This is a genomic window from Lysobacter enzymogenes, from assembly GCF_017168095.1.
Lineage (GTDB): Bacteria > Pseudomonadota > Gammaproteobacteria > Xanthomonadales > Xanthomonadaceae > Lysobacter > Lysobacter enzymogenes_D.
On record NZ_LXSD01000093.1, the window covers coordinates 1 to 12,567 of the forward strand.

A 12,567-nucleotide genomic window follows, 5' to 3' on the forward strand; every position below is an offset into this window, starting at 1 on the left:
CGCCGGCGCGCGCAGGCGCGGCGGGTGGGCGGAACGGGCGCGTTCGGGCATGGGCGGCGTCCTGGACGGCGCGGAAAAGGAAGGCGGCGCCTCGCTCGACGCGCCGCCCATGGCCGGCGAGGGGAGGACGCGGGCCATGGCCGGCACTGTAGGCGCGCGGCGCCTACGCCACGCTGTCGCCGCGCTGACAAATTCGTCAGTTGCGCCGCGGCGGCGCCGCGGTTGCGAACTGGGTTGCAAGAACGCGAGCGCGTCCGCGGCCGCGTCGGCGGCTGCGCTAGCATCGGCGCATCCGCCGCCGCCCCGTCGCAGGAACGACCCGCCGCGCATGACCGCGAACCCTCCGCCCTCGCGCGCTCCGGCCTGGCAGGTCGATGCGACGCTGATCGTCGATGCGGTGTTCGAATCCGACGGCCGCCTGCACGCCTGGGCGCGCCTGCCCGATGCGACCTGGCGCGCGCTGGCGCCGCTGCTGGCCGGGCGTTACGACCGCATCGGCTTCGGCTTGGGTTTCGGCATCCGCCTCGGCGCGGGCAGCGAGGATTTCCTGCGCAGCGGCATCGCCCGCACGCTGGAACTGGACGCGGCGCAGGCGCTGCCGGCGACGCAGATCGACGGCGAGCGCTACGACCTGCAGGTCTGCGGCTTCAACGCCTACACCGCGTATCTGCTCGGCCGCACCGGCTTCAACCGCTGGCACAGCACCGATCCGGAACTGTGCGCGGACGAGCTGTGCTTCTTCCGCGAGGGCCGCATCGAACTGCTGGCGCAGCCGTGGAATTCGATGCTGCGGCTGTTCTCGGTCGAGCACCGCTTGCTGCAGGACATCGAAGCCGCGCACCCGCGCTTCGCCGGCGCGGTCTATGTCAGCGAAAACGGCCGCCTGCGCGGGGTGTGAGGCGCGGCGCCGATCGGAGCAGCGCTCGCTGGGTCAGCGCTTGCCGGGCTTGGCCGGCGGCACCAGTTCGATCTGGAACAGGTCCGGCCACAGCTTGCCGGTCACGAACAGGCGGTCGCCCTGGGCGTCGTAGGCGATGCCGTTGAGCACGTCGGCGCCGCGGCCGCCGCTGCCGTGCTGGCGCAGCAGCCCGGACAGGTCGATCCAGCCGCGCACCTGCCCGGTCTTGGGGTCGATGCGGGCGATGCGGTCGGTCTGCCAGACATTGGCGTAGATCTCGCCCTTGACCCACTCCAGTTCGTTGAGCTGGTCGACGGCGCGGCCCTGGTCGCGGACCTGGATGCGCGAGCGCTCGCGCAGCGTGGCCGGGTCGAGCAGGCGGATCTGCGCGCTGCCGTCGCTCATGTAGATCGTGTCGGCCGAGCGGGTCAGGCCCCAGCCCTCGCCCGGATATTGGAAGGTGCCGGCGAAGGAGAAATCGGCGCGGTTGAGCACGTAGCCGGCGCCGTTGGTCCAGCTCAGCACCAGCAATTGATCGCCGCGGTCGGTCATCCCCTCGCCGAACACGTCGTCCGGCAGCGCCGTGCGCTGCAGCACTCGGCCGCTGGCGAGTTCGACCTTGCGCACCGTGGACTGGCCGTTGAGGCCGGTGCTCTCGTACAGATAGCCGTCCTTCCAGATCAGGCCCTGGGTGAAGGCCTGCGGGTCGTGCGGATGGCGCGCGATCACCTTGTAGGAATACACCGGCGCGGCGGCGCGCGGCGCGGCCGGCGTCGGCGCGCAGGCGCTGGCGAGGGCCGCGGTCAACGCGGCGGCGGCGAACGGGCGCAAGGACGAGCGACGCTGGGGCATGGGCGGATCCCGGGGGCCAAGGCTGCAGAATACCTTGCGCCAAGGCTCCGAGGCTTTTGCCGGTGGGGTTGGTGTGGGAGGGGCTCTTGTGGGAGGGGCTTCAGCCCCGACGCTCTTGTGCCCGATCGCCGCGACCTGAGCGGAAAGCATCGGGGCTGAAGCCCCTCCCGCAAAGAAGCTAGCCTGGCCAGCCCTCGCGCGCCGCCGGCCGCCCCGCCCCCTCTTCACCCCCGTCGCACCTCCTGCGACCTGTCCCCGGGTAGAATCCGGGCCTCTGCCCCACCCGGTTGCCAGTTTCAGATGACAGATTCCGTACGTACGGCGTTCCACGGCTTCGAACAGATCCCGCTGCGCGAATACGCCGAACGCGCCTACCTGGACTACTCGATGTACGTGGTCCTGGACCGCGCCCTGCCGTTCCTGGGCGACGGCCTCAAGCCGGTGCAGCGCCGCATCGTCTACGCCATGAGCGAGCTGGGCCTGAACGCCCAGTCCAAGCCGAAGAAGTCGGCGCGCACCGTGGGCGATGTGATCGGCAAATACCATCCGCACGGCGACAGCGCCTGCTACGAGGCGATGGTGTTGATGGCGCAGCCGTTCTCCTACCGCTATCCGCTGGTCGAAGGCCAGGGCAACTTCGGTTCCACCGACGATCCCAAGTCGTTCGCGGCGATGCGCTACACCGAGTCCAAGCTGACCCCGATCGCCGAAGTGCTGCTGGGCGAGCTCGGCCAGGGAACGGTCGACTGGACCCCGAACTTCGACGGCACCCTGGAAGAGCCGACCTGGATGCCGGCGCGGCTGCCGCACCTGCTGCTCAACGGCACCACCGGCATCGCCGTGGGCATGGCCACCGACGTCCCGCCGCACAACTTGAACGAAGTGGTCAGCGCCTGCGTGCGCCTGCTCGACGATCCCGACGCGACCACCCGCGACCTGTGCGAGCACGTGCTCGGCCCGGACTACCCGACCGCCGCCGAGATCATCACCCCGCGCGCCGACCTGCTGCAGATGTACGAAACCGGCCTGGGCAGCGTGCGCGCCCGCGCCGTGTTCGAGAAGGACGGCGCCAACCTGGTCATCACCGCCCTGCCCTACCAGACTTCGCCGGGCAAGGTGATCGAGCAGATCGCCAGCCAGATGCGGGCCAAGAAGCTGCCGTGGCTGGAAGACATCCGCGACGAGTCCGACCACGCCAATCCGACCCGGATCGTGCTGGTGCCGCGCTCCAACCGCGTCGACGCCGACCAGCTGATGGGGCATCTGTTCGCCACCACCGACCTGGAGCGCAGCTTCCGCGTCAACTTCAACGTGATCGGCCTGGACGGCCGCCCGCAGGTCAAGGGCCTGAAGGCGTTCCTGGGCGAATGGCTGAGCTTCCGCGCCGACACCGTCACCCGCCGCCTGAATCATCGGCTGGAGAAGGTCGAGCGCCGCCTGCACCTGTTGCAGGGCTTGCTGGTCGCGTTCCTCAACCTCGACGAAGTCATCCGCATCATCCGCAGCGAGGACGAACCGCGGCCGGTGCTGATGAAGCGCTTCGACCTCAGCGAAGAGCAGACCGACTACATCCTGGAAACCCGCCTGCGCCAGCTGGCGCGGCTGGAAGAGATGAAGATCCGCGGCGAGCAGGCCGAACTGGAGAAGGAGCGCGAGCAGCTGATCGCCACCCTCGCCAGCAAGGCCAAGCTCAAGAAGCTGATCAAGGACGAACTGCTGGCCGACGCCAAGAAGTTCGGCGACGCCCGCCGCTCGCCGCTGGTCGCGCGCAACGCCGCGCAGGCGCTGTCGGAAACCGAACTGGTCGCCAGCGAACCGATGACCGTGGTGGTCAGCGAAAAGGGCTGGGTGCGCGCGGCCAAGGGCCACGACATCGACGCGTCCACCCTGAGCTATCGCGACGGCGACGGCCTGCTCGCGGCCGTGCGCGGGCGCAGCACCCAGCAGGTCGCGTTCCTGGATTCGACCGGCCGCGCGTATTCGACCCTGATCCACGGCCTGCCCTCGGCGCGCGGCAACGGCGAGCCGTTGACCGGACGCTTCTCGCCTGCCGCGGGCGCTTCGTTCCAGGCGCTGGCGGCGGGCGACAACGATCATCGCTTCGTGCTCTCCAGCTCGCACGGCTACGGCTTTGTCACCCGCTTCGAGAACCTCACCGGCCGCAACAAGGCCGGCAAGGCGATGCTGTCGCTGACCCCGAACGCCAAGGTCCTGCAACCGGCGCAGATCGGCGACGTCGATCAGGACCGCGTGGTCGCGGTGACCAACGTCGGCCACCTGCTCGCGTTCCCGGTGGCCGAGCTGCCGGAGCTCGACAAGGGCAAGGGCAACAAGATCATCGACATTCCGAAGGCCAAGCTCGGCACCGAGCGCGTGGTCGCGGTGGCGGTGGTGGCGCCCGGGCAGACGCTGAGCGTGAAGTCGGGGGCGCGGACGATGAGTTTGTCGTTCAAGGATCTGGATGCGTATCTGGGCGCGCGGGCGACTCGCGGCGGGTTGTTGCCGCGGGGGTGGCAGAAGGTGGAAGGGTTGGCGGTCGAGTAAGGACCGCCGCCACACCGCGCCTCTCCCCAGCCGTCATTCCGGCGAAGCCGGAATCCATTTTGATCTTGCTCTGACGGCTTCGGTTGCGAACGTCTTTCCGCGACACTAGGCGCTCCACCGAGCACATCGACGCTCTCGAAAGAAACGCCCCGCATTGCGGGGCGTTTCTTTTTTGCGCAAGAAATACAGCACATCGAAAGTAATTCGCGGCGAGCTATTGACAACAACGCCGGCACGGAAGCAACCTGCACGCGGAGCCTAGAAACTCCTCGCGTAACGGCAACCACCCCCGAAAGACTTGGTGGTTTTTTTGCGCCTGCTATTTCTGCAGGTGCGCTCGGCGTATGCGTCATGCGTCGGGAGGGCGGCTAATACAACACCCGCAAGGGGAATACGCCCGCCGCTTACGCGCGGTTTCTAGCCTCCCGACTTCCCGCCTGCGAATCCGCGCAGGCGGTCGCATGACCCATGGAATGGAGTGCCGTTATGCCACGCAAATTCCCGTCCGCCACCCGCGCGGACAGCGTTGTGCTGCCTCTGGATGCCTACCTCGAACTGCAGAAGTTCCACGATGAACTGGTGGGCATCGCCGACACCATCGATCCCGGCACGCCGCCGACGCCAAGCATTCAAAGATTAGAGCAATCCCGCCGCCGTGCACTTGCGCGTGTCTTTCGACTATGGGCGAAACAGATAGAACGCAGCCTCATTGCCACCTAGTCACCCAGTCAAGATTCACATTTTCGGAAATAAGAAAAGCTCCGTCGCCGGAGCTTTTCCTAGAACAACTCAGCGTCAATTTCAGCGGAACAACGAAAGTGAATCTAATTTTGCCCCCACGACATAGATCTTAATCATCCCCCCTGAGAAGATAGTTCGCGGGCAGCCTCCTCACTCACGTACACAAGTAGCGGTGCTATCAGCGTCAACTGATAAGCGAGGGCTTCTGAAGCACAAGAGCCGATGTCCTTCACCACCCCCAAATCACAAGCCAGATCGCCAACAACCAAACCAGTTGGCTCAACGCTCATGTCGTACTTTTTTTTCGGATCAACCATCCAGTAATACTGCTCTTTGAGTTCGACCTTACTTATCCCAGAGATCAATATGTGCTCGAATATTTGATCAACAGATTTTTTCAAATCAGCTATATTAACAGCACTCACTTCTCATCCTCCATTACCCTTGCGACATTGCGCCAATTGCAGTTCAAATTGAGCCAAATGTCCCGCAAGAAGCATCACACGCCCTTGATATATCTTCTCTTGAATTTCTGGCGGAGCCGCTCCCAAGACACCTTTATTGTCATTCGCAAGGGGGTTCGACATATATTCGAACAATTTCCGCCGATGATCATCCACTTGCCACTGAAGACCGGCGCAGGGATCACGCGGCGGCGGCACCGGACATTCCTCGCCCCCTTCTTGACTCTTTTTACCACTTTCTTGATCAAGCTTTTCGTTATACATACGGGCACAAGCACCCGCCCCCATTGTCTCGCATGATGCAACCCCCAAAGAAGGGGAATACAGGAGTAAAGCACCACCAGTGGCATAGGCAGAAGCAGTGGCGCCGCCCGCGAGTAGAGCCCTCAATGCCAAGCTCAATTCTGCTGCCGTCGGACGAATGAAACCGCGCGTCGGGTAAGTTGGGCTTTGAACGACAGCAGTTGCCAGCCCGAACGGGTCAATGCTGCTCAATGGAGTGCTTTCTGTATATGCGAAAGTACTTAAACCACCCTGCATACCAATAGGGTCACTCTGGACGTAGCGCCCCGTAGCTGGATCGTAGTCGCGAAAATAGTTGTAAATCAATCCACTAATCGGATCGAGCCGCTGCCCCGAGAACCGCATATTGAACACGAGCGTAGTACCGTCCAGGTCGGGATCTTGATTCGGCGGACTATTCCCGAACGCTTCGCTCTTCGCATCCCATGTCCAAACTGCGAGGTTTCGAACCGGATCGATCACCGTCCGCGGCGCCCCCAAATGATCCGGCTGCACATACTTCAACGACTGCGCCACACCATTACCGACCACCAGCCCAACCGGCGCATCGTCGAACCACACCGCCTGCTGCACCGCCGCCCCGGCACCGTCGTAATCGCCGATCCAATGCCCGGCTTCGTCGTATAGCGTATAGACGCTGACCGCCCCCACCCCGCCGTTCGTCGCCGCGACGCGTTCGCCCTTGGCGTTGTAGCGGTAGCCCATAGTCACCACGCCGCCCTGCTTGACCTGCTGCATTCGGTCGTTGGCGTTGTAAACGAACTCCTTGGCCGCGCCGCCGATGCTGGTGGTGTTGCCGACCGCGTCGTAACCGCGCGCGACGCCGGCGACGCTGCTCAGGCGATGGCTGTTGGCGGGATAGACATAGGTGTCGGTGATGCCGCCGTGCAACAGGCTCGTGCGGTTGCCGGTCTTGTCGTAGCCGTAGGTGTCCAGCGGGGTCGAACTGGCGCCGTCGCGGGTCACGGTCAGGCGGCCGAGGCTGTCGTAGTCGTACTTGGCCTGGGTCGCGCTGAGCAAGCCGTCCTTGAGTTCCACCAGTTCGCCGACGGTGTTGTAGCCGTAGCCCAACGACAAGCCGCCGCTGGCGGGATCGAAGACGGTCTTGGGCCGGTAGTCGAGGTCGTAAGTGCGGCTCAAGGTGCGGCCGTTGCCGTAAGTCCAACCGGTCACCGGGCCGAACGGCTCGTAAGCGGCGTTGTTGAGCAGCACCGTGCGGGTGCCGCCGTAAGGACGCACGCCGACTTCCTTGATCCTGCCCTGAGCGTTGCGCACGTAATCGACCGTGGTGCCGTCGGGATACGTGGTCGTGTAGAGCTGGCCGGCCATGTTGTAGGCATAACGCAGGACGAAACTCTTGCTGTCGACCGTCTGCACCTTGCGCACCACCCGGCCGAAGCGGTCGTAGCAGTACTTGAGCTCGGTGCCTTCGGTGCGCATCGCCGCGAGGCGGCCCTTGGCGAAGGTTTCGCCGGTGGCGCAGACGCTCGGCGCGGTGTCGTAGTCGTACTCGACATCGGCCGGACCGCTGGCGGTGTAGAAGACCGCCTTCGGACGGTTCAAGGCGTCGTAGGTGTAGCGATGGGCGACGGCGTCGTTGGCGTCCTTCTTGGTCGCCAGCAAACCGGCGGCGTTATAGGTGTAGTCGGTGACGCCGGTGTCCGGGCTGGTCAGCTTGGTGCGGTCGCCGAAGCCGTTGTACGCGTAGACCGTGTTCAGCCCCTTGGGATCGGTGACCTGGGTGACCTGGTCGAGCGCGTTGTACTGCAGCTTGGTCTCGACGGCGAGGCCGTCGATGTCCTGCAGGGTGCGGTTCAAGCGGTTGAGCGGGTCGTAGAAATTGTCGGTCTTGCGGCCCAGCGCGTCGGTGACGCGGTCCGGGTTGCCGTTGGCGTCGTAGCGGTAGCCGGTGGCGTTCTGCGCGGAGTCCTTGAGGAACTCCAGCTGGCTCAACGCGTTGTAGACCCGCGACAAGGTCTTGCGCAAGGTCGTACCGCCGGCCTTGATGTCCTCCTGCTTGCGGTTGCCGTCATTGTCCAGGATGTAGGTCAGTTTGTTGCCGGCGTTGTCGGTGATGCCGGTGAGGCGATGGGCCGCGTCGTAGGCGTACTGGGTATAGACACCGCCCGGCAGCGTCACCTTGCGCACCAGTTGGGTCGGCCAGTACTCGATGCGGGTGATCTGGTCGTCGGTCTCGACGCCGCTGTTGGCGCCGCGAACCTTGGTAGCGGTCAGCAAGCCGCGGGCGTCGTATTCCAGATCGGTCACTACGCCATTGGCGTCCACCGACGACAGCGGCCGGCCCAAGGGATCGTAGCCGAGGATTTCGGTGGTCTGGCCGAGCGCGTTGACAACCCTGCGCAGGTCGCCCTTGCGGAAGGTGCACAGTTCGGGCTGGGAGGCGCAAGTGCTGTCGTCGCTGCCGTAGTACTGATAGCTGACGACATCGCTGACGTCGCTACGCGGACCATCGACGGACTTCAGCAGGCCCAGCGTCGGGCATGCGCTATTGGGCGCAGCGACGTCGACCGCTTCGCAATAGGCATAGGTCGTAGTGCGCACCTCGTTGGTCGTGGTGTCGCGCACGGCGATGCTGGACGGTTGCAGGCGCGCGTTGCGGGTGATCCGGGTTTCGCGGTTTCCCGCGACCGTCAGCAACACCCGGTTGCTGGCGATGTCGGTACGTGACTGCCCGATGCGCTGTTCGGGCAAGCCCACGGCTTGCGTGACCGTGCGGGTGCGCGCCGGTTGCCCGGTGACCGGATCGTTGGCCTCGCTGTAGGCGTGCTGGGTCTGGATGCCGCGCCGATCCGTCACGCTGCTCAGGCGCCGGCGGAAGTCCACGGACTCGTCCAGATAGGTCCGCGCCACGGTACCGCGCGTATCGGTGAAGGCATTGGGCTTGCGCGGCAGGTTGCCGGCACCCGTTGCGGTCACGCCATAGGTGGTGGCAGTGCCCAGCGCATCGGTCACGACCGACCCGCCGGTGGAGGGGTAAGCCAGCGTCACTGCATCGGCGCCGCCGGCATGCGTGCTGGAAATCACCCGAGCCTTGTCGTCGTAGGCGAAAGTGCTGTAACGCTGGCCGTCCTCGCCGGTCACGCCGGTCAGGAAGCGTGGATAGCGCGAGTCCTCGTAATGATAGGTACGGATGCCGCCGCCCGGGTAAGTGACCGTTTCGACCTGCCCGCCGGCAGTGTAGGTATAGCTGGCGAGGGCGATGCCGGCCGAGCGGATGGCCGCGATCGGCGCGTTGTCGCCGCCGGGGCCGTATTCGAACACCAGGCTGCGGCCGCTGCTGTGCGTGATCGTCGACAAGCGGCGCGACTCATCGTAGGCGTAAGTCAGCGATGTACCGTCTTCCAGGCGCTGCTCGATCAGGCGACGGTCGGCGCCGAATCGCAGCACGCGATCGGAACGGTACAACAGCCAGCCGGCGCCGTCGGCGACGATGCGGTCGCCGCTGCCGTTGTCGGCCTCGTACGCCGTGCCGACCGCGGTAAAGGAGATCTGCGAACCGTCCGCCTCGATCAGCCCCATCTGCAGGGTCTGGTTCGGATCCGTCGGATCGGTTCCCGCGGCCAGTTGGATGTTGTGCGAATGCGTCCAGCCGTCGCCGAAGCCGCTGCGCCCGGCCGAAGCCATCGAATGATAGTGGCGGCCGAACGCGATCCAGCCCAGGTCGAAATCGGGCGCGGGCTCGGATTTGTCGCCGGTGGTGGGGTCGCACGGGTTGCCGACAGGGCACTCGTTCTTGGGCAGCGGCGCGGTTTCGTAGGTGATCTGAAACGGCGGGCCGCCGCACGCCTGCAGATCTTCGTTCCAGGACAGCACCGACAACGGGCAGGCGACATCGCGCGAGCGGGTCAAAGAGCCCCCGACATTGACGGCTTCGCACTGACTGCCGGTCCAGGCGGACCGCGTGCCGGTGTACTCGCCGAAATCATGCCTGGAGGTCTTGTTGTCGTCCCACAGGGTTTGTTCGGCCCAATCAGGGGAGATCTGGATCGTTGTGGCGGCCGGGCAACCCTCGCCGGCGCTCTCCTGGTTGAAGCGCTGGGTGATCTGCGCCTTGAGTTCCGCGATCGACCCCACTTCGGGCGCGCCGGAGACGCTGAAGTCGGTGTAGCGCCAGGGATCGATCACCGGCGGCAACGGCTCGAAATCGTAGTTGTAGACCGCACGGCTGCCGAAGACGACATGGCTCGTCACCAGCATCCTGGGCTCTACGCCCTCGGTCAGGTTGGACAGGAAAGTCTTGATTTCCTGCTGAATACCCGCCTCGGTGCGCTGGGGCTGGGTCGGGATCGAATTGCTGATCCAAAGCTTTCCGGCCTCCTGCGCATAGGCGCCGGTGCTGAGCGCAGCGCCGACCGAGACGGCCAATGCGGCCAATACGGGCCGTCGGGCCAGAACGGCGTTCGAAACTCCTTTTCCTCTCGACATCACAATCTCCTTGTTGGGCAGTCGGGTGCCCGGGGGCGCAGCCCGCCCACACCCACACGGGCGCGAACCGCTGCGTATGGCTATGCGCGATCTTCAAACAGGCAGATAAAAAGCGAACGGCAAACCTTCTCGCGTCGTGCGTGAAAGGTTCGGCGGAACGGGTACGACGAAACGGTCTGGACAGCCGCGGCCGACTGTCTTCGCGGCGCTGGAAGACCAGTACCGCAGGCGGCAGAGCGCAGAACGGTTGGAGTGCGCAGGTGACATATGACAACTCCGTGTCGGGCGCGAGACGGGCCGCATTCCTGGCTATGGCCGCGCGGACATCATTGTCCAAGCGACCGTGGCTGGCAATAGTCGCTTGGACTGATATCGCAGAGGCTGGCCCTCCAACCGGCGGCAGCGCGCACATTAAAGGTAATGAATTGTGCGTTTGCGTTTTTTACCTCAACTCGTTGCCCGTCCTGGCCGCCTTGCCGACTCTGGCGAGGCCGCCTTGCCTACCCTGCCCGAACGCCGCCGCTGGGCCGAACCATTCCATTTGCGCCAACCTGCGCAAGCGCGCGCGGGCGTAGCCTGGGTGCACGCGCCGTCGGCGCGGCGCGGCGAGGCCGCGCACTGACATGGAGTGGAGATGGATATGAATCGCGAAAAAGCCGAACAGGTCGCGGCGCATCTCGCCGCGGGAATGCTGGCCAGCGGGCAGTACGCCATGAGCGAGGACACCGGCGGCGACGCCGAGTTCGTCGCGTCCTTGTACAACGCCATCGTCGACAAGCTGGTCGCCGGGCGCGGCGGCGACGCCGGCGGTTGACAGGCGGGCGGCGCGCGCAGGCGGCGCTTCTGCGCGCGTTGCCGCGCGGGCCGGCGGCTCAGGCGCCGGCCCGCGGGCGTGGATCGATCCTATGGCGCGAGCGGTTTACTGGATCGCGTCGCCGTAGCCGCAGCCGACGGTGACCCAACCCGGCGCATAGCTCACATCGACCAGCACACGCACAGTCTTGTCGGCGCCCAAGGATTTGCGCGAGTCCATGCCCTTCCAGCCGTAGGTTTCCTTCATCGCGTCGAGGTCCGGGCGCGGCTTCATCCCGCCGATGCGCGCGGCCAGCGCTTCGCCGACCTTGACTTCCTGGCCTTCGGGCACCTTGTAGGCCAGATGCATTTCCTTGCGGCTGGGGAAGTTGATGTACGCCGACTTCTCGCCCCAGGCCGACACCGGCTGCGCCGACTTCCACAGCATCAGTGCGGCCGAGCCGCCGTCGTCGCTCTGGGCGAAGCCGGCGAACTCCTCGGCATCGAGCTTCTGATTGAACTGGGCGACCTGCTCGGCGCTGAGCTTGCATTCGACGAAATCGGCCAGCGCCTTGGCGGTGTCGTTCTGGGCCAGCGACGCCAGCGGCATCGCGGCGGCGCAGGCGATGGCGAGCGTGGCGATTCGGCGGATGTGGGTGGGCATGTAACTCTCCATCGGGGTCGGGGGAAATGTTTTCGCATGCGGGCCGGCGGTACGGCATCGTCGCGGCGAACGCGGGCATCGGGGTTCGAGCGAATCGAGCGCTGCGCCGCGTGGCGCAGCGACGGCCGACTCACCTTGGTGGCGGCCGTCGCGTCGCATGCGAACTTTAGGCGAGCCGGGCCGCGCTCTCGCGCAGGTAATGCTCGACCACTTGGTCGAACCGCTGCGGGTCGTAGCGCAGGCTGTTGGTATAGACGATCACCGGCGAACCGGCGGTCTGCTGCGCGGACAGCATGCGCCGGTAGAGGCGATGGTCGCGGTGCGCGGCGAGGAAGCGGTCGGGATCCTTGAGCACGACCTTGTAGCCGTGCAAGGCCGGATCGGTGAAGTCGTAGTAAGGCTCGACGCGGTCGATGTCGCGCCAGGCGATGCGGATGGCACCGTTCAAGTCCAGGCCGTCCGGGCCGGCCCGCAGCGGGCCGCCGCCACGCAGTTTCGCCGCGCCGAACGCGGCCAGGCCCAGGAACAAGACGCCGCCCAACCCTACCGCCGGATAGAAGATGCGCGGATCGCGCAGCATCGCCCGGGCACTGTCCGGGTCGGGGCCGCGCAACAACAGATAGGCACAGGCGATGCCGAGCGCGAGCAGGAACGCTACCGCCGACAGGATCCGCAGTTTGTCGATTTCGGCGCGAAACGTGGGGTGATTCATGCGGCGGCCTCTGGTTCCTTCGGCGGCCCGGCGCGAGATCGCGGCCGGGTGTCCTTGATCGGCGTCGCAGAAAACCGGCACGGCTCGGCGCGACCCGGCCGCAGGGTAGCACGCGGTACCGCCGGCGCCGCGCGGCCGCCGCGCCGCCGGT

Annotated in this window: 9 protein-coding genes and 1 pseudogene; 4 read left to right on the forward strand and 6 right to left on the reverse strand. The window is 65.7% G+C overall.

The window, feature by feature from the left end; translation table 11 throughout:
• The first annotated feature begins 328 nt into the window (after positions 1 to 328).
• A complete protein-coding gene (locus A7A76_RS02620; protein ID WP_206409733.1) occupies positions 329 to 898 on the forward strand; it encodes a hypothetical protein in 570 nt (189 codons plus the stop codon).
• A 33-nt stretch (positions 899 to 931) separates the two neighbouring features.
• On the opposite strand, the gene A7A76_RS02625 is transcribed toward A7A76_RS02620, so the two are convergent.
• A complete protein-coding gene (locus A7A76_RS02625) occupies positions 932 to 1,750 on the reverse strand; it encodes a glutaminyl-peptide cyclotransferase (protein ID WP_206409734.1) in 819 nt (272 codons plus the stop codon).
• Positions 1,751 to 1,840: 90 nt separating this feature from the next.
• Positions 1,841 to 2,080, reverse strand: a pseudogene (locus A7A76_RS26200) (DUF6053 domain-containing protein); the annotation flags it as partial.
• Between A7A76_RS26200 and parC the strand changes: the two are divergent.
• Entirely contained in the window at positions 2,051 to 4,294 is a 2,244-nt protein-coding gene (gene parC / locus A7A76_RS02630; protein ID WP_206409735.1) for a DNA topoisomerase IV subunit A, read from the forward strand. The pseudogene A7A76_RS26200 and the gene parC sit on opposite strands and share 30 nt — an antisense overlap.
• Positions 4,295 to 4,780: 486 nt before the next feature.
• Complete coding sequence (locus tag A7A76_RS02635) at positions 4,781 to 5,014, forward strand: XAC0095 family protein (protein WP_206409736.1); 234 nt, start codon at positions 4,781 to 4,783, stop codon at positions 5,012 to 5,014.
• 134 nt (positions 5,015 to 5,148) lie between these two features.
• Here A7A76_RS02635 and A7A76_RS02640 read toward each other — a convergent pair whose 3' ends face one another.
• Both A7A76_RS02640 and A7A76_RS02645 read right to left on the reverse strand, forming a co-directional pair.
• Complete coding sequence (locus tag A7A76_RS02640) at positions 5,149 to 5,460, reverse strand: hypothetical protein (protein WP_206409737.1); 312 nt, start codon at positions 5,458 to 5,460, stop codon at positions 5,149 to 5,151.
• 3 nt (positions 5,461 to 5,463) lie between these two features.
• Entirely contained in the window at positions 5,464 to 10,197 is a 4,734-nt protein-coding gene (locus tag A7A76_RS02645) for an RHS repeat-associated core domain-containing protein (protein WP_206409738.1), read from the reverse strand.
• A gap of 691 nt (positions 10,198 to 10,888) precedes the next feature.
• Here A7A76_RS02645 and A7A76_RS02650 point away from each other — a divergent pair.
• Positions 10,889 to 11,062 (forward strand): hypothetical protein, encoded by a 174-nt coding sequence (locus A7A76_RS02650; RefSeq protein WP_206409739.1) that lies wholly within the window; start codon positions 10,889 to 10,891, stop codon positions 11,060 to 11,062.
• Positions 11,063 to 11,167: 105 nt separating this feature from the next.
• Here A7A76_RS02650 and A7A76_RS02655 read toward each other — a convergent pair whose 3' ends face one another.
• Together A7A76_RS02655 and A7A76_RS02660 are read right to left on the reverse strand one after the other, a co-directional pair.
• Positions 11,168 to 11,704: a hypothetical protein gene (locus tag A7A76_RS02655; RefSeq protein ID WP_206409740.1), complete on the reverse strand. Its 537-nt coding sequence runs from the start codon at positions 11,702 to 11,704 to the stop codon at positions 11,168 to 11,170.
• A gap of 166 nt (positions 11,705 to 11,870) precedes the next feature.
• Positions 11,871 to 12,567 (reverse strand): hypothetical protein (locus tag A7A76_RS02660; protein WP_206409741.1); only part of this gene is annotated, 697 nt, incomplete at its 5' end.